This is a genomic window from Proteus sp. MB838, from assembly GCF_054767435.1.
Genome location: NZ_BAABMO010000038.1, coordinates 1 through 25485, shown reverse-complemented (window position 1 = coordinate 25485; position 25485 = coordinate 1). Strand labels below are relative to the sequence as shown.

Annotated in this window: 21 protein-coding genes, 1 tRNA gene and 1 pseudogene; 13 read left to right on the top strand and 10 right to left on the bottom strand. The window is 39.7% G+C overall.

Translation table 11 applies throughout. The features are described from left to right. Nucleotides 1-386 precede the first annotated feature (386 nt). From ACYUCW_RS14680 to ACYUCW_RS14665, 4 genes are read right to left on the bottom strand one after another with little or no spacing between them, the layout of a single operon-like run. Entirely contained in the window at nt 387-1502 is a 1116-nt protein-coding gene (locus tag ACYUCW_RS14680) for a secretin N-terminal domain-containing protein (protein ID WP_460408884.1), read from the bottom strand. Between the two features lie 6 nt (nt 1503-1508). Beyond that, on the bottom strand, nt 1509-2042 hold the full coding sequence (locus ACYUCW_RS14675; protein ID WP_004246640.1) for a hypothetical protein: 534 nt from the start codon (nt 2040-2042) through the stop codon (nt 1509-1511). Next, nucleotides 2026-2625, bottom strand: a complete 600-nt coding sequence (locus ACYUCW_RS14670) for a PilN domain-containing protein (RefSeq protein WP_004246641.1) — start codon at nt 2623-2625, stop codon at nt 2026-2028. The genes ACYUCW_RS14675 and ACYUCW_RS14670 overlap by 17 nt, the downstream gene beginning before the upstream one ends. Beyond that, a complete protein-coding gene (locus ACYUCW_RS14665; protein ID WP_036919369.1) occupies nt 2613-3437 on the bottom strand; it encodes a type IV pilus biogenesis protein PilM in 825 nt (274 codons plus the stop codon). Before ACYUCW_RS14665 ends, ACYUCW_RS14670 begins: the two co-directional genes overlap by 13 nt. A gap of 116 nt (nt 3438-3553) precedes the next feature. Between ACYUCW_RS14665 and mrcA the strand changes: the two genes are divergently transcribed. Together mrcA and ACYUCW_RS14655 are read left to right on the top strand one after the other, a co-directional pair. Then, nucleotides 3554-6088 carry a peptidoglycan glycosyltransferase/peptidoglycan DD-transpeptidase MrcA gene (gene mrcA / locus ACYUCW_RS14660; RefSeq protein ID WP_012368592.1) on the top strand — a complete coding sequence of 845 codons (2535 nt, stop codon included), beginning with the start codon at nt 3554-3556 and terminating at the stop codon, nt 6086-6088. 333 nt (nt 6089-6421) lie between these two features. Next, nucleotides 6422-7225 carry a MetQ/NlpA family ABC transporter substrate-binding protein gene (locus ACYUCW_RS14655; RefSeq protein WP_004249852.1) on the top strand — a complete coding sequence of 268 codons (804 nt, stop codon included), beginning with the start codon at nt 6422-6424 and terminating at the stop codon, nt 7223-7225. Nucleotides 7226-7314: 89 nt separating this feature from the next. Here ACYUCW_RS14655 and nudE read toward each other — a convergent pair whose 3' ends face one another. Beyond that, nucleotides 7315-7872 (bottom strand): ADP compounds hydrolase NudE, encoded by a 558-nt coding sequence (nudE, locus tag ACYUCW_RS14650; protein WP_004246647.1) that lies wholly within the window; start codon nt 7870-7872, stop codon nt 7315-7317. A 355-nt stretch (nt 7873-8227) separates the two neighbouring features. On the opposite strand from nudE, the gene umoB reads away from it, so the two are divergent. From umoB to pckA, 4 genes are all read left to right on the top strand, one after another. Then, entirely contained in the window at nt 8228-10336 is a 2109-nt protein-coding gene (gene umoB, locus ACYUCW_RS14645; RefSeq protein ID WP_017827151.1) for a flagellar biogenesis regulator UmoB, read from the top strand. Between the two features lie 73 nt (nt 10337-10409). Then, entirely contained in the window at nt 10410-10823 is a 414-nt protein-coding gene (hslR, locus tag ACYUCW_RS14640; RefSeq protein WP_004246651.1) for a ribosome-associated heat shock protein Hsp15, read from the top strand. A gap of 27 nt (nt 10824-10850) precedes the next feature. Further along, nucleotides 10851-11735 (top strand): Hsp33 family molecular chaperone HslO, encoded by an 885-nt coding sequence (gene hslO / locus ACYUCW_RS14635; protein ID WP_004246652.1) that lies wholly within the window; start codon nt 10851-10853, stop codon nt 11733-11735. A 204-nt stretch (nt 11736-11939) separates the two neighbouring features. Further along, the gene (gene pckA / locus ACYUCW_RS14630; protein ID WP_004246655.1) at nt 11940-13559 is read left to right on the top strand and encodes a phosphoenolpyruvate carboxykinase (ATP); all 1620 of its coding nucleotides are present in this window, start codon (nt 11940-11942) and stop codon (nt 13557-13559) included. Nucleotides 13560-13674: 115 nt separating this feature from the next. Here pckA and ACYUCW_RS14625 read toward each other — a convergent pair whose 3' ends face one another. After that, nucleotides 13675-14376, bottom strand: coding sequence for a pirin family protein (locus ACYUCW_RS14625; protein WP_163748414.1), 702 nt, complete (start codon nt 14374-14376; stop codon nt 13675-13677). Between the two features lie 180 nt (nt 14377-14556). On the opposite strand from ACYUCW_RS14625, the gene ACYUCW_RS14620 reads away from it, so the two are divergent. Then, complete coding sequence (locus ACYUCW_RS14620) at nt 14557-14778, top strand: hypothetical protein (protein ID WP_004249847.1); 222 nt, start codon at nt 14557-14559, stop codon at nt 14776-14778. An 11-nt stretch (nt 14779-14789) separates the two neighbouring features. On the opposite strand, the gene ACYUCW_RS14615 is transcribed toward ACYUCW_RS14620, so the two are convergent. Then, nucleotides 14790-15995 carry a BaiN/RdsA family NAD(P)/FAD-dependent oxidoreductase gene (locus tag ACYUCW_RS14615; protein ID WP_012368590.1) on the bottom strand — a complete coding sequence of 402 codons (1206 nt, stop codon included), beginning with the start codon at nt 15993-15995 and terminating at the stop codon, nt 14790-14792. A 308-nt stretch (nt 15996-16303) separates the two neighbouring features. Between ACYUCW_RS14615 and pitA the strand changes: the two genes are divergently transcribed. Next, nucleotides 16304-17803, top strand: coding sequence for an inorganic phosphate transporter PitA (gene pitA, locus ACYUCW_RS14610; protein WP_004246659.1), 1500 nt, complete (start codon nt 16304-16306; stop codon nt 17801-17803). 71 nt (nt 17804-17874) lie between these two features. On the opposite strand, the gene uspB is transcribed toward pitA, so the two are convergent. Continuing rightward, a complete protein-coding gene (gene uspB / locus ACYUCW_RS14605; RefSeq protein WP_004246660.1) occupies nt 17875-18207 on the bottom strand; it encodes a universal stress protein UspB in 333 nt (110 codons plus the stop codon). 413 nt (nt 18208-18620) lie between these two features. Between uspB and uspA the strand changes: the two genes are divergently transcribed. From uspA to ACYUCW_RS14590, 3 genes and pseudogenes are all read left to right on the top strand, one after another. Continuing rightward, nucleotides 18621-19055: a universal stress protein UspA gene (gene uspA / locus ACYUCW_RS14600; protein WP_004246661.1), complete on the top strand. Its 435-nt coding sequence runs from the start codon at nt 18621-18623 to the stop codon at nt 19053-19055. 252 nt (nt 19056-19307) lie between these two features. Continuing rightward, nucleotides 19308-20648, top strand: a pseudogene (gene gdhA, locus ACYUCW_RS14595) (NADP-specific glutamate dehydrogenase). Between the two features lie 128 nt (nt 20649-20776). Beyond that, complete coding sequence (locus ACYUCW_RS14590) at nt 20777-21526, top strand: SDR family oxidoreductase (RefSeq protein ID WP_012368589.1); 750 nt, start codon at nt 20777-20779, stop codon at nt 21524-21526. Between the two features lie 70 nt (nt 21527-21596). On the opposite strand, the gene rsmJ is transcribed toward ACYUCW_RS14590, so the two are convergent. Continuing rightward, nucleotides 21597-22343, bottom strand: a complete 747-nt coding sequence (gene rsmJ / locus ACYUCW_RS14585; RefSeq protein ID WP_012368588.1) for a 16S rRNA (guanine(1516)-N(2))-methyltransferase RsmJ — start codon at nt 22341-22343, stop codon at nt 21597-21599. A gap of 3 nt (nt 22344-22346) precedes the next feature. Then, nucleotides 22347-24389, bottom strand: a complete 2043-nt coding sequence (prlC, locus tag ACYUCW_RS14580) for an oligopeptidase A (RefSeq protein WP_104459574.1) — start codon at nt 24387-24389, stop codon at nt 22347-22349. A gap of 239 nt (nt 24390-24628) precedes the next feature. On the opposite strand from prlC, the gene ACYUCW_RS14575 reads away from it, so the two are divergent. Next, nucleotides 24629-24723: transfer RNA gene (locus ACYUCW_RS14575), tRNA-Sec, on the top strand. 174 nt (nt 24724-24897) lie between these two features. Then, the coding region (locus ACYUCW_RS14570; RefSeq protein ID WP_460408878.1) for a tyrosine-type recombinase/integrase at nt 24898-25485 on the top strand (588 nt) is incomplete at its 3' end.

Below are 25485 nucleotides of genomic sequence, written 5' to 3'. Positions count from 1 at the left end.
CAGGATAAAAATCCCTTTGCCTACAGTACATAACAAGATATGACCTATAAAAATTATATTATCTTTGTTGGCAATGCGGAGATTCTAACACAATTTAGCCGGAAAACCGCATCTGATCACTTTGTCTTTTCTGTCATCAGTTGATCAATATTACATATAAAAAGCCCTACCTCCAAGAAAGAGGAAGTGCATAAAATGTATCCGTATTATCGTTGTGATGTTTCAGGCCCACTCAATTAGCTAACCCTTGTAAGCTAAATCGTCCTCAGCGTCAAATCTATAAATAGAGATTATAAGAAAAAACAATGAATAACTTACAGTTTTATCTTGGCAGAAATAAGGTAATTGTTTGTATTATAATAAAAAAACAAATCACACTAAGAAAATTAGATTAATTTGGGTGTAATAAAAATAACCAATTCATGACGACTATGTTGGTCACGCTTATGGCTAAAAAGTATCCCTAGTAATGGCAGTGAAGATAAAAAAGGAATTTTTGCTGCATGCTGTTGCTGCTTTTGTTGAAATATTCCTCCTAACATCAGAGTCTCACTATCATGAATAGTAACTTCTGTCATTATTTCTTGTTTATCTATTGAAAGGTGTTCACTACCTCCTTGTACTAAGGCAATACCTGGTGTGTTTTGACTAATTTTTAATAGCAATCTAATTTTATTGCTTCTTTGAATGATCGGCGTTACCTCCATCCCCAAAACAGCCTCTTTAAATTCAACTCGGATGGTGTCGTTATCTCTGCTGACATAGGGAATTTCGGTTCCTTGCTTGATAGATGCCGTTTTTTCATGTGCGGCCGTTAATCGAGGACTGGCAATGATGGCGAGTTGTTTCTCTTGTTCTAAGGCGCTTAGTTCTAATTCTAAAAGACGACTATTAATTCTGGCGATATTAAAGGCTATGTAATGTAAGGGGTTTTTTGTTTTTTGATGCAGTGCCAATGCGGCAAGAGAAGGTGCTGTGAGCTGTGCTGATGCTATGTTATGGGGTGTTGTAGTATTGTTTGATGTACCTTCTAAATTTGTCGATTTCATATTGAGTAATCCCCACTGCGTTCCTAACTCATTTAACGCATCCTGACTGCTACTGATGATATGTGCGGTAATATGCACCTGTTGCTGTGGTGTTTCTTTAATTTTTAACCAATCAGAAATTTCAGTATGTGCTTTTTCTGTATCAATAATGGATAAGCTATTTGAATCTTTATCTATGGCTATTCGTCCATGATCACTGAGTAATGAAATTCCATAGTTCGTTAACTGCTGTGCCACGGTGGTTACATCAGCATACTGTAGTGGGTAGATACGATGATGTAATGTGCTGTTTTGGTGTTGAAGAGTTTCACTATTATCTGTTTTATCAATGAAATGGTGAGTGTTATTACTATCAATAGGTTGTTCTGGATAAAAAGGATCTCTGGATTGAGCAAAACCAGCAAAGCACAAGATAGATAGTAGTAACAGCAAATAAAAAAAGACGCTTTTCATAATATTTCACTCTGATTTCAAAGGCGCTAGAACATTTGGTGTCGTTATGTCGACTAAATTCAATTCAACTGAGAGTAAATCAGGGGGGATAGGCGAAATGAGCAGTGCAGAAAGAGCGCAACCTGCTTGATGTAGATGCGCTAATAACGTTAGTAATTGTGAGTAAGAGAGTGAAAAACGTAGCTTAAAACTATTATCGACACTATGTTGCCAACTATGAGGTATCAAGTGATGGTTATCGATTATCTGTTGTAAACGCTGATAGGCTGAGCCTGTTTGTGGTGGAAGTTTATAGTCATGTTGTAACGCTTTTAATAAGGCTATAGCAGGAGACGAATGCAATATCGACTGCAGTTGTTGTATCTGCGTTTGGTGTTGGCTAATAAGCTGTTGTTGCGCGGTTATGTCCTGCTGATAGCCCGAAAAGCTGAATAGATAACATAACAAACTCACTATTATAGAAGGGGCTAAACTTAAGAGTGCCTTTTGCCAAAAAGGTAAAAGGGCGAAATAAATTACCCAATTAGTCTTTATTTTCATTGTTATCGACATCCTGTTCGCTATGTCTATGTTGAGATACTTGATATTGCCAACTCTGCCACTTACCAGAAAACCTTATTTCGCTGTAACGGGGATCTTGTTTGCTCTGTTGAAAAGAGGAGAGTGTTAATGATGTCAGGTTGGGGTGTTGGTTAACTTTAGATATAAAAGTAAGTGCCTGCTCACAAGGAAGCCGCACCTGAAGCGAAAATGTTGCATCATTTTCAGAAAACTGCGCGATATAACCTTCCGTAGGGAGCAGTGTTTCTAGTGCTTGAAAGAAAGCGAGGTAATTTAAATAGTGAAGCCAATGTTGATAATAATGCCAATAACGCTGTTGATATAAGCGGGTGACTTTCTGTTCATGTTGGTCATTGTGATATTGCTTTTGTAGTGAGTACTCACGTTTTTGATATTGTGATTGTAAAAGTGAGAGTGTTTTTACTTGTTGTACTAAATAATAAGCGTAGTAACCGCAAGCACTGAATGTAATAACAACGAGTATCATGCTCCAATAAAGCCACCGTTGTGCTTGATGTCGATATAAGGCTTGACGCCAAGGAAGAAAATTTATTTGATACATGCTGTCTCCCAAGGACGCAAAGCTAAACCAATGGCAATTAGAGGTAGCGTCTTTTTGGGCGGTATAGACATAAATAGCCGCTCTTTTTGGGTTGGCCAAATAGGCATTTGTTGGCGAAAGTATTCTGCATTGTCACCTGAGAAGTAACATTGCTCCTGTGGCCAATGATGCTTGATGAGTAATTGCTGTAATTGTTTTTCTTGCTCTTGGTGGTCTTGATAAGAAAGAGTACCGTAATGGGGCATCTCTTTATCTGCACAAACCCAAAGCAATTGATTATTTTGACAAAAAATTAATATGTTGTGAGGCGATATGTTGAGATGTGTGGCAACATAACGCAACGCACAAGCTGGAATATCAATCGCAGTGATGGTTAAGTTTATTTTGGCGAATAAGGCAATATAAGTCTCTATCAGTGTCTTGTTATGTAAATGGATGGCGAGATGTTGGTTATGTTGCCGATAATCGAATTGTACCGCTTGTTTGGTGACTTGTTGATGAGATGTGGCTCGGAGTTGTGCTAATCGATAATAGGCTGCTGGTGTCAGGGAAATCAGGTTAGATAAGGCAATGGTATGATAACTTGCCACTGTATCGGGTAATGCCAGTGCAATACGGTTGATTGGCGGTAGAGATTGTTGCCATCGTTTTAAGATAGTTCTTAAATTTATATCATCTATATTATCATTAAGAGGTAAAGGGAATTGCCAAAATGCATTGATCTTCCATTGCTTATTCTGCTGAAATACTAAAACGGCATTGATATGATTGATATTAATTTCAATACCAATCTGATAATTATCTGTTTTCATAAATGATATCCATATCTATTGAATGTGTAATAGCCTATTTTCCAAGAGGCGTTACCTTTATACTACGCACTGTTTGTTTATAAACTGCCCAATTCACATTACATGGGAAATTTAAGGTGAAGTTCTTAAAATATTTTTTCATCTTCGTTTTTGCTTGCATAATTTTGGGAGCAGCCTCGATATATGGCATGTATAAATATGTCGAGCCTCAACTACCCGATGTCGCGACATTAAAAGATGTTCGTTTACAAACTCCTATGCAGGTCTTTAGCGCAGACGGAGAGTTAATGGCGCAATATGGCGAAAAACGTCGTTTGCCTCTTACCTTGCAGGAGATGCCTCCGCAATTAATTAATGCCTTTATTGCCACTGAAGATACGCGTTTTCGTGAACATCATGGTATTGACCCTATTGGCATCTCTCGTGCTGTTGTTGTTGCGTTAACATCGGGGCAAGCATCGCAAGGTGCCAGTACCATCACGCAACAATTAGCGCGTAATTTCTTCTTAACACCTGAGAAGAAATTAATGCGTAAAATCAAAGAAGCCTTTTTGGCTATCCGTATTGAGAAAGAGCTTACAAAAGATGAGATCTTGGCACTTTATCTCAATAAAATTTATCTAGGAAATCGCGCTTATGGTGTGGGTGCTGCTGCATATGTTTACTTTGGTAAAAGTGTGCATGATCTTAGCTTAAGTGAGATGGCTGTTATTGCAGGTTTACCTAAAGCCCCTTCGACACTAAACCCACTTTATTCGTATGATCGTGCCTTAAAACGCCGTAATTTAGTGTTACAACGCATGTTGGAAGAGAACTATATTACCCGCGAAGAGTATGACAGTGCTAAAGCTGAGCCTATTGTGGCTAAATATCACGCCCCACAAATTGATTTTTCAGCGCCTTATTTGACTGAAATGGTCAGAATGGAGATGTATCAGCGCTATGGCGAAAATGCCTATACGGATGGTTATAAAATTTACACTACAGTTATCCGCAAAGATCAATTAGCCGCTGAACAAGCGCTACGTAATAATGTTATTGATTATGATATGCGCCATGGCTATCGCGGTGCTCAAGAGGTGCTGTGGCATGCAGGGCAAACTCCTTGGGATGATAAAGCCATTAACGATAAGCTAAAGGGTATACAGACTTATGGCCCATTAATCCCCGCAGTGGTGTTATCCGCTGATGCTAAAGAAGCTCAGGTGGTATTAAAAAATGGCGATAAAATAACACTCGATTTAAAAGCGGTTCGTTGGGCGCGTAAATTTATTTCTGATACGGCTCAAGGGGCCACGCCGAGCAAAGTTGATGCTGTTGTACATGCTGGTGAGCAAATTTGGGTACGACAAAATAGTGAAAATGATTGGTTATTAGCACAGCTTCCTGAGGTTAATGCAGCTTTTGTCGCATTAGATCCACTTAATGGCGGTATTATTGCGCTGGTGGGAGGTTTTGATTTTGAATTGAGTAAGTTTAATCGCGTATCTCAATCGTTACGTCAAGTTGGTTCAAATATCAAACCTTTCTTATATGCGGCAGCATTAGATAAAGGGTTAACATTATCGACATTACTAAATGACTTACCTATTAGTCGTTGGGATGCAGGAGCTGGAACTGATTGGCGCCCTAAAAACTCACCACCTACTTATGCAGGGCCTATTCGTTTACGTCAAGGTTTAGGTCAATCTAAAAACGTAGTTATGGTGCGCGCTATGCGGGCGATGGGGGTTGATTACGCTGCAGATTATCTATTGCGTTTTGGTTTTCCTAATCAAAATATAGATAGAACAGAGTCATTAGCTTTAGGCTCACCTTCATTTACACCAATGCAAATGGCTCGAGGTTTTGCGGTAATGGCAAATGGTGGGTATCTCATTGAGCCATATTTTATTCAGCGTATTGAAAATGCTGATGGTGAAGTGATCTTTACTGCTGAGCCGAAAGTCGCTTGTCCTGAATGTACCGATATCCCCGTGATTTATGGTGATACTACGCGCTCTATTGCATTATCTGATGATTATATGGAAAACGTCGCACAATCTCAGCAAGCGCAACCGGCAGAAACGGCGCCTGATATTGAGTTAGAGCAAGCTCCTCTTGCTGAAACAGTCAAAGAAAGCCCATATGCTCCTCATGTGATAAGTACGCCACTGGCGTTTCTAATGCATGATGCGTTAAGAACCAATCTCGTTGGTGAGCCGGGATGGTCTGGTACAGGATGGCGTGCATTGCGAGATTTAAAACGTCAAGATATCGGTGGTAAGACAGGAACGACCAATAGCTCTAAAGATGCTTGGTTTTCTGGATATGGTGCTAATATTGTGGCGACTGCATGGATTGGTTTTGATGATAGTAGTCGCAATTTAGGGCGAACTGCCGCAACGGGTGGTGAAGCGGGTGCCAAAACGGCACAACCTATTTGGAACGACTTTATGAAAGTTGCTTTAGAAGGTGTTCCGGTACAAATGATGCCGATGCCAAAAGGCGTTGTTGCTGTTCAAATCGATCGCAATACCGGTAAGTTGGCGGGAGATGGACCATCAATGAAAGAGTATTTTATTGAAGGCACTCAGCCAACAGAAAAAGCAAAAAGTGAAGTGGGTACACGGATCTTTGAGGATAATGGCGAATCTAACGAGCTATTTTGATTAATATAATAAACAAAAAGTTAGATTAAATAGCGATCTAACGAATAACTAAAGCGGGATAACAGATTGTTTTTCCCGCTTTTTGTTATCTAATAAATAGATATAGATACATCTCATCTTCCAACATGAAAATATTTCATGTTTTGTGTGTAAATCTATTTTGATCTCTCCACTCTTTCCCGTTATAAATAACTATCTAAACGTCTAGATGTCTAAATACATGTTGGTATATAGTATAAGTAGTCCCCTTGATAGCATAATAAAAACATTAAACTTAATAATAACAATAAGTTATAAATAATAAGAGTGACATGGTCGATTATTGGAGAGAAGATGAGAAAATTATTATTAGTGGTGCTTTTGGCCTGTACTTCATTGGTTTTAACCGCTTGCTCACCAGATGAAGGTGACAAACCGTTAAAAGTGGCAATTAATACAGGACCAGATCAGCAAATTTGGGATGAAGTTGTTAAGCTGGCAAAAGAAAAGCAGGGATTAGATATCAAGGTGATCACCTTTAATGACTACGTGTTACCTAATGAAGCTTTGCGTAATAATGATGTTGATGTGAATGCGTTCCAAACCGTACCTTACTACGAAGCTCAAAGCAAAGAGCGTGGTTATCAATTTGAAATCATAGGTAAAACCTTTATTTTTCCTATTGCAGCTTATTCAAATAAAATCAAAACCATAGAGGCGCTTCCTGATGGTGCTACCGTCGCTATTTCTAATGAAGCAACCACCCTAGGTCGTAGTTTATTATTACTGCAGGCTCAAGGATTGATTAAATTAAAAGATGGGGTGGGGTATTTACCAACGACACTTGATATTATTGAAAACCCTAAGAAACTTAAATTTGCAGAAATTGATACACCACAACTAACTCGTACGTTAAGTGATCCTAATATTTACCTTTCCATCATCAATAATAACTTCTCTTCACAAGTGGGATTATTAGCCAAACGAGATGGTTTATTTATGGAAAATACCGATTCTCCTTATGTTAATTTGATTGTTGCCAGAGCCATAGACAAAGATAACGAACGATTAAAAAAACTCGTCGCGGTTTTCCAAAGTGATGAAATTTTGCAAAAAGCGCAAGAAGTTTATAAAGGTGATGCGGTGAAAGCGTGGTAACGCGCTATTTTCTAATAAAAAGAGATGATAGATATCAAGGCCTCCCTATTTGGTGGCCTTAATTTTATCTGGATATCGCGAGCCAATTATTATTTTGGACAAACTTGTTGCAAATAACGTTGTGCTAAAAAGAGTGCACTGACATTACGAGCTTCGGTAAAGTCGGGATGATCTAATAAGTCCATCATCTTGGCGATAGGCCAACGTATTTGAACTAACGGCTCAGGCTCATCGCCTTCTAATTGTTCAGGATAGAGATCTTGAGCAATAACAATGTTCATTTTGCTGGAAAAATAGGAGGGCGCCATAGACAGTTTAGCTATCTCGGTTAAAGAGCCGGCACCGTAGCCAATTTCTTCTTTTAATTCACGATTGGCCGCTTGTAATGGGGTTTCACCCGCATCAATAGCCCCTTTGGGAAAGCCAAAGTCATAATTTTCGATGCCAACAGCATATTCACGAATAAGGATCAGGTCATCATTGATGATAGGGACTATCATTACCGCTTCCCGGTTAGCGGGTTTCATTCGTTCATAAATACGTTTTTCGCCGTTGCTAAATTCCAGATTAACGGATTGGATCTGAAATAACCGAGAACGGGCAATGTTATCAATATTGAGTATATTCGGTTTTTTTAGTTCTTTCATAACAGCCCCTGATAGGAATAGAGATTAACCTGAATTTAACACATTAATGATAAAATAAATCCAACAATTAGATTTAGCTTTTTAGTGAAAATTGAGTACACTCCGCTACTAAACCCAGTTATTGATTGATTTTTTGGGAGTATTATTATTTATTGATGCGCTATTTTATCTGAAAATGGCATGGTTGGCGGATATAAAATTGATAATATATATAAATTATAACGCAACAACACAAATATAATTCATTGTATTTTAATAAAAAAATAGAACTAAAGAATAGGAATTGCCTTATGTTAGGTGGCATTTCAAATTTGTTATTGTTACTAAGCAACACCAGCATGAGTATGGGGAAAAAATGAGATTATCAGTCATTATATTGGCTATCTTCATGATTAGCCTATTTATAATGGCCGCCTTTCTATTCTTTAAAAGAAGGCGGCTTGATGGCTCATATCATCTTCCATCCCTCGCCAAACCGACTTACCGTAAACTAACACAAGATGATTATGGGGTAATTAGTGACTATTTGTCCTATTTTGGCACCTCTAAGTTTTCTTCTGGGTATTCGTTACAAAACTTTCCTGAAATACCCACTAAAGGTGAAGTCGTTACGACACTGCGTAATATTGTTAACCGGTTTGCGGGATCATCAGAGGGGCTCAATCATTGGCGCTATTACATTGATGCGGTAGAGATCCATATTCCTCCATTACTGGTGCCTTATCTGCAACAAGAAAATGTCCTCGATGTCGTTTGTACTCCTTCTATCCCCATTGTCATTGGTGTGAATGGCCATTTTCTTAAAGATGAAAAATCACATTTTTCTGCGTTAAGTTTAAAACAACTTTCTGAACCCATACTGTCAAATGGCACTTCCACTATCCAGAAAAATGAAGGTGATGCGGCGCATTTATTACATATTCGCCAAGAAACCAACGAAGAGTATCGGTTACATCATTCTTCAGGTTTTTGGAATGGCTCGTTAATTTGCTTAGGGTTAATCTTATGGTTAACGGCATTAATGATGCCACAAGTCTTTCTCCCTTGGATAATGGCTGCAGGAGGGACTTTTCTTGTTTTAGGCTTGTTTCTTATTTATCGACCCATCATCAAATCACGAAAACAAGAAGTACACTGTTTTAAAGGGCGTTTAAAACGCTGGGGACTGTTTGGTAATTTTGATCATGGGCAGGTAAAAAATATTTCGTTGGGGGGAATTGATTTAGTTTATCCTCCACATTGGGAACCTTATATTCAAAATGATATTGATAAGGTGACCTATTTAGAAATGTATCCTAATCATCATGTTATCAAGCAAGGGCCTTATTTATCATTGCATGATGAAGAAAAAAACTATCCGTATAAGCGTTACATTAAAAATATTATCTTTGTTGTTTGTAGCCTATTTATTATAGGTATGCTGTATCTCTATCAACCGTTATCATTATCAATGAAGTTAACTTTTTCATGGATAAAAGAGAGTGAACCTCATTTAGTGACTAACTTTACGGAGTTAGAAACGGCCAAGCTGCATGTAGGGGATATTATTCAGGCCAAAGGTGTCGGAATGTGTTATATGCCTCCAAACCTTTCCAGTAAGAATAATAAAACAATATTTGCACCTTTTGATTGTTCGGGCATTTATTGGAACAACAGCAACCCAATGCCAATGCCTGAGTCTAGTACGATTGAAAAAGCGGCAGCATTATTATATTTGGTTGAAGAGCAGCTACACCCCGTTTCTAACAACCGTGTAAACCCAAGCTTAGGTCAAGCTATTACTAAATCTGGCATGAATCTTTTGGATAATTTTGATGGCATTATCTTGAAAACACAAGATTTATGCCCGAGAGAAAATGAATGTATTCGGCTTAAAATGGCCTTGGTAAACCTAAGTAATGTCAATGATTGGCCATCATTAGTTCAACGTGCAGAAAGTGGCAAATTAACAGGAACCAATGTTTTATTACGTGCTGTTAGTGCTGAGGCCTTGGAAAAGCTCGTTGACACCACCACATCATCTTTTATCTACCGAGAAATAGATAAGGCCGCAATACTGTTAAATAGTCCACCACCGGGTGGTGTGCTTTTAATCAGTGATGAAAGAAAACAGCTCGTTGATTATGCTTCAAATACCAATTCTGTATTTGAACCTACACCATTAGAGCAATGGCGAGAATTACAGCGATTATCTGATATTTTATTACACACACCTTTTAATACTGGAGGTGTAATAACGGGGATGGTAATTGATGCGAATGGCACGTTACAAATCTTTTTGCATAGCATGCCTGACTCAATGACCCTGTTATATTATATCGGTAATACGTTATTATTATTCTTCGCTATTGGATTTTTGATCCTGAATTTATTTTTTATCATCCGGCGCCGGCGACAAAATAATCAACGCATGCATAAAATCAGTCAATATTACGAGCACTGTTTTTATCGCCCTCCTCAGTAAGTTCCTTGTTGTGGAAGGCAATGTGTTTACTCTATCGCCTTCATGAAGAAGTTGAAGTTAAGGAGAGAAAGGGATGAGTCAACCATCGCAAGAAAGCGCTGTCCGTTTAGATAAATGGCTTTGGGCTGCACGTTTTTATAAAACGCGTGCCATTGCTCGCACTATGATTGAAGGGGGTAAAGTCCATTACAATGGTGTGCGAGGCAAGCCAAGTAAAAATGTTGAAGTTGGGGCTGAAATACGCTTACGACAAGGTAATGATGAACGGACAGTTACAGTCTTAATGGTGAGTGCACAGCGCCTAGGGGCGGCCCAAGCACAATTGCTCTATTGTGAAACACCAGAGAGTATTGCCAAGAGAGAAAAAATCGCTCTAGCAAGAAAAATGAATGCGTTAACGATGCCTCATCCCGAACGTCGACCTGATAAAAAGGAAAGACGCACCTTACTTCGCTTGAAACAGACAAATTTACCAGGATCGGATTAAACCGCTCCCCAGCAATGAGAGAAGATTATGTCTAAAAAAGACGCTTTATCACGCTTTTTATTTGAAAAAAGCGCGGTACGTGGTGAATTAGTTACCGTAACGGAAACCTATCAATCAATACTTGAAAATCATCATTATCCTGAGCCAGTTCAACATCTGTTAGGTGATTTATTGGTCGCGACAAGTTTGTTAACAGCTACGCTGAAATTTGATGGTGATATTACCGTTCAATTACAAGGTGATGGCCCAGTACGATTAGTGGTTATTAACGGCAATAATGAACAACAGATGCGCGGTGTTGCACGTTTTAGTGATGATGTTAAAGCCGGTAGCAGCTTAAAAGAGATGATGGGCAATGGCTTTATGGTTATTACCATCACACCTAAAAAAGGTGAGCGTTACCAAGGTATTGTAGCGTTGGATGGTGAAACGATAGAAGCTTGTATTGATAACTACTTTAATCAATCAGAGCAGTTACCTACCCGTGTCTTTATCCGCACAGGTCTGCAAGATGGAAAAGCGGCGGGTGCAGGTATGTTATTACAAGCCTTACCTGCGAGTGCAGAACATAGTGCTGATGAGACAGCAGAACACTTTGAGCTATTAACACAACTTACGCACACCATTAAAGCTCAAGAGCTGTTTACACTTGATACTAAAGAGATTTTACATCGCTTATATCATGAAGAAGATGTGACATTATATGATCCACAACCGATAGCGTTCCATTGCACGTGCTCTCGTAAACGTTGTGAAGATACATTAGTAACATTATCTAAAGAAGATGTAGCTCATCTGTTACAAGAACAAGGTAAAATTGATATGGAGTGTGAATATTGCGGTGCTCATTATATCTTCACTGAAGAAGATATTAATAATATCAATAAATTATCTAGCTCTAATTTGCACTGATTCGATTTAGCAACGTAAATCACCCTAAAGGACGCTATTTTGCGTCCTTTTTTATTCAACAATTTTTCTGTAGATTTGTGCATTAGTTCTCGTTATTAACATAAAAAAAATATAAATTTTCAAAATATTGATAACAATCGCTGTTAATTAGTTGTAACACCTTAATAATGCTCATAGAAAAGCCTATTTATCAGGAGCAAAACTATGAACGTTAAAGGTCTTACCCCTAAGGATCTCGAGCAGTACGGTATTCATGACATTAGTGAAGTCATTTATAACCCTAGCTATGACTTATTATTTGAAGAAGAAACTAAGCCAGGATTAACAGGTTATGAGAAAGGCACATTAACCTCGTTAGGCGCTATTGCTGTTGATACGGGGATTTTTACTGGACGTTCTCCGAAAGATAAATACATTGTTCGTGATGATGTTACTCGTGATACTGTGTGGTGGGCTGATCAGGGCAAAGGTAAAAATGATAATAAACCACTCTCACCGCAAGTATGGGCTGATTTAAAATCATTAGTTACTGAGCAGCTATCAGGCAAACGTTTGTTTGTCGTTGATGCCTTTTGTGGTGCTAATGCAGATACGCGATTAAAAGTGCGTTTTATCACCGAAGTGGCTTGGCAGGCGCATTTTGTTAAGAATATGTTTATTCGCCCTACGCAAGAAGAGTTAGAAAATTTTACACCTGATTTTATTGTGATGAACGGTGCTAAATGTACCAATCCAAATTGGAAAGCGCAGGGATTAAACTCTGAAAATTTCGTTGCTTTCAACTTAACTGAACGCATTCAGTTAATTGGTGGTACTTGGTATGGCGGAGAGATGAAAAAAGGTATGTTCTCTATGATGAACTACTTCCTGCCATTAAAAGGTATTGCTTCTATGCACTGTTCGGCAAACGTTGGCGAAAGTGGTGATGTAGCCATTTTCTTTGGTTTGTCAGGGACAGGTAAAACGACATTATCAACAGATCCTAAGCGTAAACTGATTGGTGATGATGAACATGGCTGGGATGATGATGGTGTATTCAACTTTGAAGGAGGTTGTTACGCTAAAACTATCCATCTATCAAAAGAAGCTGAGCCAGATATTTACGGTGCCATTAAACGTGATGCCTTATTAGAAAATGTCGTGGTATTAGCAGATGGTAGTGTTGATTTTGATGACGGCTCAAAAACAGAAAATACCCGTGTATCTTATCCAATCTATCATATTGATAATATTGTCAAACCGGTATCGAAAGCGGGTCATGCTAAAAAAGTCATTTTCTTAACCGCTGATGCCTTTGGGGTGTTACCTCCGGTTGCTCGTTTAACACCCGAGCAAACTCAATATCACTTCTTATCAGGCTTTACTGCGAAACTTGCTGGAACAGAGCGTGGTGTGACAGAGCCAACACCGACGTTCTCTGCGTGTTTTGGGGCAGCATTTTTATCACTCCATCCAACACAATATGCTCAAGTGTTAGTAAAACGTATGCAGGCTTGTGGAGCACAAGCTTACTTAGTGAATACGGGCTGGAATGGTACGGGCAAACGTATTTCAATTAAAGATACTCGAGCGATAATTGATGCCATTTTAAATGGTGATATTGATAAAGCGGAGACTCAAACTCTGCCTGTATTTAATTTGGCGATCCCAACAGCGCTTCCTGGCGTTAATAGCGAAATTTTAGATCCTCGAGACACCTATGCGGATAAAGCACAATGGGATGTTAAAGCGGACGATCTTGCTGATCGCTTTGTGAAAAACTTTGATAAATATACTGATACGCCAGTAGGACAAGCGTTAACAAAAGTGGGCCCTAAACGCTAGTTACTGGTTTTATTGATAAAAAATTCCCTGAGATGAAAGACATCTCAGGGAGTTAACAAGAAAACAAAGTGAAATAAATTGTTTGAGAAAAAGTGGCTTTAGGTTGGTAGCCCAACTATGCTGTTACAGGAGGTAAGTCAAACAGCAAGACTTCACTGTCTTCATCACCAACGAAATAGATAATATCTTCATTCGCGATGGCGATGCCATCACTGGTGGTCGCAATAATGTCATTAATTGCTATCTTTCCTTTAACGACTTGCAACCAAACATTTCTTCCTGCTTCTGGCTGATATTGTGCCTCTTCTCCTTTTTTTAGGTTCCAACGCCACAGCGTCATATCTTGGAACACTTTTAACGAGCCATCACGTGCATCTGGTGACAAAATAAGCTGTTTACTCTCTGTGGTATTAAAACGACGTTGATCGTAACGTGGTGTAATACCGGTGGTATCAGGCATGATCCAAATTTGATAAAAATGCAGGCCTTTATCACTATTTGGGTTGTACTCGGAATGAGTGATACCTGTACCTGCGCTCATTATTTGAAATTCACCGGCGGGTACATTTTCTTTATTACCCATACTATCTTTATGCTCAATATTACCTTCAAGCACATAGGTTAAAATTTCCATATCTTTATGAGGATGGGTACCAAAACCCTCACCGGGCATCACTCTATCTTCATTAATGACGCGTAAGGCGGAAAATCCCATAAAGTTAGAATCGTAATAGCTTGCGAAAGAGAAGGTATGCCAGCTATCTAGCCAACCATGATTAGCGTGGCCTCTTTCATTTGCTTTGCGTAAATAAATCATAATGTGTTTCCTTCTCTGAAGTTGTTGAACACAGTTTACGCAATTAAGCTAAGTAAAAAAGCGGAGGAATTTAATCTGAGGATCCAAATAATTTGAATAAGAAAAAATAAAACAATCGAACAAACGCTAGAAAAGAAAAAGCCAGCACCCGGCTGGCTAAAGTAAAACACTGGAAGCAATGTGAGCAATGTCGTTCTTTCATATGACCCTGAAGGTGGTGCATCTGAAAGTGATTTAATGATAATAGTTCTCACTATCATTTGTAAAGTGTTTTTTTTAATCAAAACAGAAAAAAATAATGCCAATTTTGTTAACTCACTGATTAACGAGTTATTTTATTTTGTTTTTAAAAAAATCATTATAACCAATAAGTTAGCCTATACTTTGTGTGGTTATTTATAAAAATAACGCGCCTACTTAGTCATGTGTCGAGAGATCAATGCTTGGGCACAGGCATAAGCAGAGCTCCATGCCCATTGGAAGTTATATCCTCCTAACCAACCTGTGACATCAACCACTTCACCAATAAAATAGAGACCTGTTATCTTTGTTGCTTCCATCGTTTTAGAGGAGAGATTACGGGTATCAACACCACCTAGGGTGACTTCTGCAGTGCGATAACCTTCTGTGCCATTAGGTAAAACAAGCCATGCTTGTAGCAACGTCGTTATTTGTGTAATACGTTCATTGCTAAGTTGAGCCAGTGAGGTATCAGGCAGTTGATTATTTTCAATCATTATCTCTATAAAACGCTTCGGTAGTAGGCGAGAAAGTGTATTTTTTAATAATTGATTTGGCTGTGCTTGTCGTTTTTCTTGTAAATAGCCTTCCAAATCCGTGTCAGGAAGTAAGTTAATGCTCACATTCTCTCCCGCATGCCAATAACTAGAGATTTGTAAAATAGCAGGACCGGAAAGCCCACGATGAGTAAAAAGAATATTCTCTTTAAATTGGGTGCCATTTTCAGCGGTGACAATAGCAGGGATCGCCACACCAGAGAGCGGGCTGAGTTGTTCAAGTTGTGGCTTGTGTAATGTAAAAGGGACTAAGCCTGCACGAGTGGGCAATACATTAAGGCCAAATTGTTGCGCAATTTTATAGCCAAAAGGGGTGGCACCTAAACCGGGCATTGAAAGTCCTCCGCTGGCAATCACTACAGAGGAGGCGGTTATTGTTTTCCCTCCTACCAAAAGAGTAAAGCCTTCGGCGGTTTTCTCTATTTGAGTCACCTCACTACGTAAGCGAATACTTACTTTTCCTTCATGGCACTCTGCGAGTAATAAATCAACAATTTGCTGGGCAGAATCATCACAAAATAATTGCCCTAACGTCTTTTCGTGGTAAGCAATATGGTGCTTTTGTACTAACTCGATAAAATCCCATTGTGTATAGCGAGCAAGTGCTGACTTACAAAAATGAGGATTATCGGATAAGTAAGCTGATGGCTCGATATACATATTGGTAAAATTGCAACGTCCACCACCAGACATTAAAATTTTTCTGCCGGCTTTTTTGCCATTATCTAAAACTAAAACAGATAATCCCGCTTGTCCTGCTAAAGAGGCACAAAAAAGTCCAGCGGCCCCTGCACCTATAATAACTGTATCGAATGATCCCACAATGATGTCTCGTTCTTGGTTGTCTCTGACTACTTAATCAGTGATCTTCGTGTAAAATCAGAGTATTTTGTAAAATTATATGGAGAAATCTGTATTTTTCACCTAAATTCGTATTTGCAAGCAAAAAATTTATCAGAAATTTACTTTTTTTTTATGTTTATTAATTAAATGATATATAAGGAATTATCTTAAAAACCCGTCATTTTCCTTGGTTATCAAATCAAAAAAAGGTTAAATTTCGCTTCCACCGTTCGCATTTGTCGCTGATAATGCGCCGCGTTCATGTCCAACTAACTGGCTTAACGTCTATGCTACATTTGTTTACTGACCTGGAATTTCATACAGGTTTAATGTTGGTTTTAGCACTGATTTTCGTGCTATTTTATGAAGCCATTAATGGCTTTCATGATACCGCAAATGCGGTAGCAACTGTTATTTATACTCGTGCTATGCGTGCGCAATTTGCGGTCGTGATGGCGGGTGTATTTAACTTCCTTGGAGTTTTGCTCGGTGGATTGAGCGTGGCTTACGCTATTGTTCACTTATTACCGACAGATCTTCTGCTAAATGTGAGCTCGGCTCATGGCCTTGCCATGGTTTTTTCGTTGCTGTTAGCTGCCATTATCTGGAACTTAGGTACATGGTATTTCGGTATTCCAGCATCCAGTTCACATACGCTGATAGGTGCTATCATTGGTATTGGTTTAACAAATGCTATCGTGACAGACTCGTCAATCGTTGATGCATTAAACATACCTAAAATGATCAGTATCTTCCTTTCTCTTATCCTTTCCCCAATTATTGGCTTGGTGATTGCTGGCGCGATGATTTTCTTGTTACGTCGCTATTGGAGTGGCACGAAAAAACGTCGTCGTATCCACCTAACCCCTGCCGAACGTGAGAAAAAAGATGGTAAACGCAAACCACCATTTTGGACTCGTACCGCGCTGATTTTATCTGCGGTAGGGGTGAGTTTCTCACATGGTGCGAATGATGGTCAGAAAGGTATTGGTCTTATCATGTTAGTTTTAATTGGTGTCGCCCCAGCAGGGTTTGTCGTCAATATGAATGCTAGCGGATACGATATCACTAAAACTCATGATGCCGTTGTACACTTACAACAGTATTATGAGAAGCATCAACCAGCTCTACAACATGCGATTGAAAATACCCCGGTAGTATCAGCACAAGCTGATCCTAACGACACGGATTTTCATTGTAATAGCGCAAGAACGCCAATTGTTCTCAATCAAACAGAACAAATGTTGTCTGGTATTAGCTCTTATGATGAGCTGAGTGCAGACCAGCGTGCTCAAATGCGTCGCTTACTGATGTGTATTGCTGATACAGCTACGGAAGTTGCTAAACTACCAGAAACTAGCGCCCAAGATGCACGGTTCTTAAAAACATTGAGTCGTGACCTGCTAAATACAGTGGAATATGCACCAATTTGGATCATTATCTCTGTGGCTTTAGCGCTCTCTATCGGGACAATGGTAGGTTGGAAACGCGTTGCGGTAACTATCGGTGAGAAGATTGGTAAAAAAGGTATGACTTATGCGCAAGGTGTTTCTGCTCAGGTAACTGCTGCAGTTTCTATCGGTGTAGCAAGTTATACAGGTATGCCAGTATCAACAACACAAGTGTTATCATCTGCGGTTGCAGGTACGATGATTGTTGATGGTGGTGGGGTGCAGACCAAAACCGTGAAAAATATTGCGCTGGCCTGGATCTTAACATTACCAGTGAGTATTGCTTTATCCGGTGTGCTTTATTGGATTTCACTTTCACTGCTGGTGAATAGCTGATAATAATAAGCATCCTAATAGTATTGAGAAACGGTGACTAACTCGTCACCGTTTTTTTATCCCTATAAAACCTACCAAATAATCATGGCGATCAAGCTTGCTACAGCAAGAATACAAAAGCGACTTACTAGGTAGAATTGTCGATAAATCCGTTCACAACGCATAATCACTTCAGGATCATGGTGGTTAGTATATTGGCGTTGATTTATATATCGAATAAGTCTTAACTGTTTTGAAAATTGACCATGCATAGTGAAAAATCCATTCCCATCGACAGATTGGTAAAGTAATGGATCAGATTGGCGCAATATGGTGAGTAATACCCGAATTGATGAGAAATAACGCATCATATTAATCAGGCAAAGAATACACAACGCCCAAAAGATAACAATGACACTAAACATAATCCCCTCCCTAGAATAGCTGATTCTGAGATGAGAAAACCTTTTGCATTTACATGGAAAGGTTAATTTTTCTCTTATTTAAGTCTAGGTGATATTAAGCAAGAAATAAAAGCGAGTTGTTCAAGTTGTTCGCTTTTTCAAAAAAATGATTAAAAAATAACTCTAATAGGGTGTTTTTATTGTGCCTTGTGCATTATTCACATTAATATGTGGATATTGTCGAAGAACGACTCCTCACTTATTTAAAATGGTGTATATTGTTGTTACCGATAGATGCTTTCTTTGATGGTATTTGCACTAAGTTGTGATCAAGGCAACATCTAACTTTCATCATAAAACGTTATATTTAATGTAAAGGATATAGGCGTAATAGCCTTTCCGACCGATTAATCAGCTTATGGAAGGAGTTTACGATGGCTTATAAGCATATTCTAGTTGCAGTTGATTTATCCCCTGAGAGCAACGTCTTGGTGCAGAAAGCTGTATCTATGGCAAAACCCTATAATGCCAAAGTTTCCTTAATTCACGTTGATGTTAACTACTCTGATCTGTATACCGGTTTAATTGATGTTAACCTTGGTGATATGCAACAACGCATCACTGATGAAACACGTAATGCACTAAAAGATCTCTCTGATAACTCAGGTTATGAGATCCAAGAAACACTCAGTGGTAGCGGGGATTTAGGCCAAGTTCTTGTTGATGCGATTAAAAAATACGATATGGACTTAGTGGTTTGTGGTCATCACCAAGATTTCTGGAGCAAATTGATGTCATCAGCACGTCAACTAATTAATACCGTTCATGTTGATATGTTAATTGTTCCTCTGAAAGATGATGAAGAGTAATCAACTGATTATTTAAGCAAAAAAAATGCCTGCTTATGCAGGTATTTTTTTGTCCAAAAATCCTGATTTTATTAGCCTTTAGTGAGGTCAAGCTTTTTTTTTGTCTAATTGTAAAAAAAATGTCTTGAAGTAGGAATACATTTTAATGATATATTCAATAGGCAAAACAATATCAACCTCACATAAATCCCAAAAATATTCCGAATAAATGAGGTTATGCCAACATCACATTACATAAAAAGGAATAGCTGAATGAATAGATCTGGCTCATTATCTTCGTTTTTAGAAGAGGTAGAAAAATATAACGCTCATCAACCTGAATACCATCAGGCGGTACGTGAAGTTTTTACCACTCTGTGGCCTTTTTTAGAGAAAAATCCACAATATCGTGAACAATCATTACTTGAGCGCTTAGTTGAGCCTGAACGTATTATTCAGTTTCGCGTCTGTTGGTTAGATGATAAAGGACAAGTTCAAGTTAATCGCGCATGGCGAGTACAATTTAACTCTGCTATTGGTCCCTACAAAGGTGGAATGCGTTTTCATCCATCGGTAAACCTCTCTATTTTAAAATTTTTAGGTTTTGAACAGACCTTTAAAAATGCACTGACAACACTGCCGATGGGAGGCGCTAAAGGGGGATCTGATTTTAATCCCAAGGGGAGAAGCCACGCAGAGGTGATGCGTTTTTGTCAGGCGTTAATGACTGAGCTCTATCGTCATTTAGGGGCTGATACTGATGTCCCCGCGGGAGATATTGGTGTGGGGGCAAGGGAAGTTGGCTTTATGGCCGGAATGATGAAAAAGCTCTCGAATAGCAATGAATGTGTCTTTACGGGTAAAGGTTTATCATTTGGTGGCAGTTTGATCCGCCCAGAAGCCACAGGGTACGGTTTAGTCTATTTTACTAACGCAATGCTTAAACGTCACGGCATGTCCCTTGACGGAATGCGTGTAGCCGTTTCTGGTGCTGGCAATGTGGCACAATTCACCATTGAAAAATGCCTTGAGCTGGGTGCGAAAGTGGTCACCGCTTCAGATTCTGGCGGAACCGTGGTGGATGAAGCTGGATTTACAACCGAAAAACTGGCTCGCTTAACTGAAATTAAAAATAATTATGGTCGTATTGAAGAGTACGCCAAAGAGTTTGGTTTAACTTATCTTGAAGGGTAACAGCCTTGGGCTGTCGCTGTTGATATTGCACTACCTTGTGCTACACAAAATGAATTAGATTTAGACGCCGCAAAAGTGTTAATTAAAAACGGTGTTAAAGCTGTTGCCGAAGGCGCAAATATGCCAACGACCATTGCGGCAACCGATGCTTTTATTGAGGCGGGAGTCTTGTTTGCACCGGGTAAAGCCGCTAACGCTGGAGGGGTAGCAACTTCGGGATTAGAAATGGCGCAAAACGCAGCACGCTTGAGTTGGAAAGCTGAGAAAGTTGATGCTCGCTTACATCATATTATGCTGGATATTCATCACGCTTGTGTAAACTATGGCGGTGAAGGTAAACAAACTAATTATATTCAAGGGGCCAATATTGCAGGTTTTGTTAAAGTTGCTGATGCAATGTTAGCGCAAGGCGTGCTGTAATTTTTTAAGTTAGTGCGAGTGCATAGCGCTCGCTCTGACCGTTTCAATCATTTTCTCTTCCCTCTTAGGCCTAATTTTCATCTGCTATGCTTAAAAGAGTGACTATTTATTTTTAAGCTGGAGGTTATATGGCTACGCAAATTGATTTTACTCTCTCGAATAAAGTGGCTGTTATTACTGGTGGTGCGGCTGGAATTGGCTTATCTATCGCACAGATGTTTATCGAAAAAGGGGCTAAAGTCGCTTTGTTGGATAGATCAGAGCAGGTTGAGCAAGTGGCGCATCGTTTAAATAGTGCGGTGGGGATCTGGTGTGATGTTTCAAGTGAAGAGTCCGTAAAACAAGCGGTACATTCAGTCATTGAAGAGTTCGATCGCATTGATATTCTTGTTAATTGTGCAGGTATTGTCGCTTTAGCTCCCGCCGAATCGTTATCTCTTGAAGATTGGAATAAAACCTTATCAGTTAATTTAACGGGGACTTTTTTACTGTGTCAGCAAGTGGGGCAGCATATGCTACAACGCGGGCAAGGTAAGATAATTAACCTCGCCTCTCAAGCAGGTATTATCGCTTTACCAGAACATATTGCCTATTGTGCAAGTAAAGCCGCTATTATCAATATGACAAAGGTGATGGCGCTAGAGTGGGGACCCAAAGGCCTACAAATCAATGCGATATCCCCTACTATTGTGATGACCGATTTAGGTAAAAAGGCTTGGGAAGGTGAAAAAGGTGAACAGATGAAAGCGCAAATACCGGCAAGGCGATTTGCTGAGCCAGAAGAGATTGCTGCCGCGGCTGTATTTTTAGCAAGCGCTGCAGCGGATATGATCAATGGCCATAATCTGGTGATTGATGGTGGATATACTATTCAATAGATAGCGATATTATAATTAAAAAGTTACGGGAAAAGAGGGGGAGACACGCCCCTCTATGGGTTATCTATGGCTAGATACAAGGATAGATATCAAAACGGTGATTTTTGGTGGTGACACTTGCATGTGCGGGTTGATTATTTAACGGCTCAGCATAATCAGGACGCTTAACAACCACTCGTTTTTTAGCCAGTGCCATGGCTGGTGCTAATAATGCATCAGCATCTTCATCCGCACCGACAAGAGATTGGAATACCCGCATCTCTTTTTTCACTAATGCGCTTTTGGTTTTATGGGGATACATAGGATCAAGATAGACTACATCAGGTGTAGGGCTAATTTGCGTGAGTGCCTGTGCAGATGAAGCATAAATGAGCTTCATACGCTGTTGCATCCACTCACCAATATCTGCATCGAGATAAGCGCGTTTCAAGCCATCTTCAAGTAATGCAGCCACCACAGGATGACGTTCAACCATTCTTACGTTACAACCAATAGAGGCTAATACAAAGGCATCACGGCCTAATCCTGCTGTTGCATCAACCACATCGGGTAGATAATCCTTTTTAATACCTACTGCTTTTGCTACCGCTTCACCACGACCACCGCCAAATTTACGACGATGAGCCATAGTACCCGCGACAAAATCCACGTAGATCCCACCAAGTTTAGGCTCATCTTGTTTACGCAATTCAAGGTGAGTGGGCGTTAAGACTAACGCCATAGTTTGTGTGGCGTCGTGAATTAATCCCCAACGTTGCGCTAAAGCAGATAAGGCGCTGTTATCAGCGCCTTCTTCACAAAGTAAACAGATATTCACATATCATCCTTTAATGCCGTAGCCTTTGAGCATAGCATCAAGTTTCGGCTCACGACCACGGAAGCGTTTGAACAGCTCCATTGGCTCTTCTGAACCACCACGGGTTAAAATATTATCAAGGAATGATTGACCTGTTTGGCGATTAAAAATGCCCTCTTCAGAGAAGCGAGAGAAGGCATCAGCAGCCAGTACATCAGCCCATAAATAGCTGTAATAACCTGCTGCATAACCACCGGCAAAAATATGGCTAAAGGCATGAGGGAATCGCGCCCAAGGTGTTGCAGGTACTACCGAGACTTTCTCTTTTACGCTATTTAGTATTTCCATGATACGAGCACCTTTAGCCGGATCATATTCAGCGTGTAGGCGGAAATCAAACAGACCAAATTCTAGTTGGCGTAATACAAACATCGCAGACTGATAATTTTTTGCTTTGAGCATATTATCAAGCATAGCCTGTGGTAATGGCTCGCCAGTTTCATAATGGCCAGAAATAAAGGCTAACGCTTCTGGCTCCCAGCACCAGTTTTCCATAAATTGGCTTGGTAACTCAACCGCATCCCATGGTACGCCATTAATACCTGATACATCAGCGGTATCAATTTGCGTTAGCATGTGGTGTAAACCATGACCAAACTCATGGAATAGCGTGGTTACTTCGTTATGGGTAAAGAGTGCGGGTTTATCACCTACTGGTTTATTAAAGTTGCAGGTAAGATAGGCGACAGGATTTTGTAGTGTGCCATCAGCATGACGCATTCTACCAATGCAATCATCCATCCAAGCACCACCGCGTTTATGTTCACGAGCGTATAAATCAAGATAGAAGCTACCGCGCAATGTGTTGCTTTCATCATATAATTCAAAGAAACGTACATCATCGTGCCAAGTGTCGATATCATGACGCTCTTTAGCCGTTAAACCATAGATACGGTGAACCACTTCGAATAAGCCACTTAATGCACGGTGCTCTGGGAAGTAAGGACGTAACTGTTCGTCATCAATGGAGAATAGATGTTGTTTTTGTTTTTCGCTGTAGTAAGCCAGATCCCAAGGCTCTAGTTTTTCCACACCATAATGTGTTTTGGCAAAGTGCGTTAATTCAGCCAGCTCTTTTTCGCCTTGAGGATGAGCTCGAGAGGCTAAATCAGTTAAGAAATTAAGTACTTGTTCTGGTGATTCTGCCATTTTAGTGGCAAGTGATTTTTCGGCATAATTTTTAAAGCCGAGCAACTGAGCTAACTCATGGCGTAATGCTAAAATTTCCGCCATCACTTCACTATTATCCCATTGACCTGCATTAGGGCCTTGATCAGAGGCTCGAGTGCTATAAGCAATACTCATCTCTTTTCTAAGCTCACGATTATCAGCATAGGTCATAACAGGTAGATAGCTTGGCATATCGAGCGTTAATAGATAACCTTGTTGCTCTTTTGCTTGTGCCATTGCTTTGGCTGCATCAATGGCGCTTTGTGGCATACCAGCAAGTTCACTTTCATCGGTGATAAGTTTAGACCACCCCATGGTCGCATCTAACACATTATTACCAAATTTGGCGCTCAGTTCTGATAGGCGTGCACTGATTTCACCAAAACGCTGTTGTTTCTCTTTTGGTAAACCGATACCGGATAATTCAAAGTCACGTAATGCATTCTCAACGGCTTTTTTTTGTGGTTGAGTCAGTAAGGCAAAATTAGCGCTTTCTTTGATAGATTTATAGGCTTGATATAATCCTTCGTGCTGACCCATCCAAGTACTGAACTCAGACAGTAAAGGTAAGCTCTGCTCGTAAGCTTCGCGTAATTCAGCGCTATTTTTAACGGAGTTTAAATGGCTAACAGGAGACCAAACACGAGAAAGTTTATCACCCGCTTCGGCTAACGGTTGGCAAAGATTATCCCAACTAAAAGCGGTGTTGTCAGCGAGAAGTTTTTCTACGGTTGCACGATAATTAGCTAAAACTTCTTTAATGGCAGGTACAACGTGTTTTGGTTCTATCTGGGAAAATGCAGGTAATCCCGTTGTGCTAAGTAATGGATTTGACATAAAAAACATCCTGTATCTGGGTTTACAGTGACATGGCATACATCACTGAGTTTATTCGTCATAGGTAATAAGATGAGGATGAAAGTGCATAAGTTCAATAGTATCGCGTTAATTATCAGTTTTTTTACTCAAAAGCGGGATTATTTTCTTTGAAAGAGGTTTTATTGATTTAGTGCACTTGGGAATGATTTTATTTCAGCGTATAATCATCACGTTATTTCATACAAATAATCCTATATGGAAGATCATCGTCCCCGGTGGGGCGGCTGGACTTCAAATCCAGATGGGGCCGCCAGCGGTCCTTGGCAGGTTCGACTCCTGTGATCTTCCGCCACTCATAGTTTATCAACGTCTACTAAAGTCTATTTTTTCATTATAAATCAATTGATAATCATTATTTTGCGTATACTGAGGTCTAGCAAGGTATACCCAAATCTACAACTATTTGTGTATAATATTGTGAGTAGAATTTTCTATACACTTTTGGCTATACACAAATGGGGCATATATGAAGCTCACCGATATGGTAATCAAGAAAGCTAAACCTAGGGATAAGGCGTATTCTCTTGCTGATGGGAAAGGGCTTTCTCTGTTGATTGAGCATACAGGCTCCAAGGGCTGGCGCTTTCGTTATCGTTTTGAAGGCAAGGCAAAAATGCTTTCGTTTGGTACATATCCAGAGGTGACTTTATTAATGGCACGAGAAAAGCGTGAGGCTGCCAGAAAGTTACTTATGGATGGCATCAATCCTAGTGATGAAAGAAAAGCCAAAAAAGAAAAAATTGAAAGGAAAGTTACTCACTCATTCGAAGCAGTGGCGCGAGAGTGGTATAGTGCAAAAGCCGATAGATGGTCACTAAGGTATCGAGATGAAATCATAGATACTTTCGAAAAAGACATTTTCCCATTTCTTGGTGACAAAGAAATATCAGAAATTCCCCCATTAGAATTACTTGAGGTACTTAAAAAGATAGAAGCTAGGGGTGCTCTAGAGAAAATGCGTAAAGTTCGTCAACGGTGCGGAGAGGTGTTTAAATTTGCCATAGTCACAGGGCGAGCAAATTATAATCCAGCTCCTGATTTAGCGAGTGTTCTT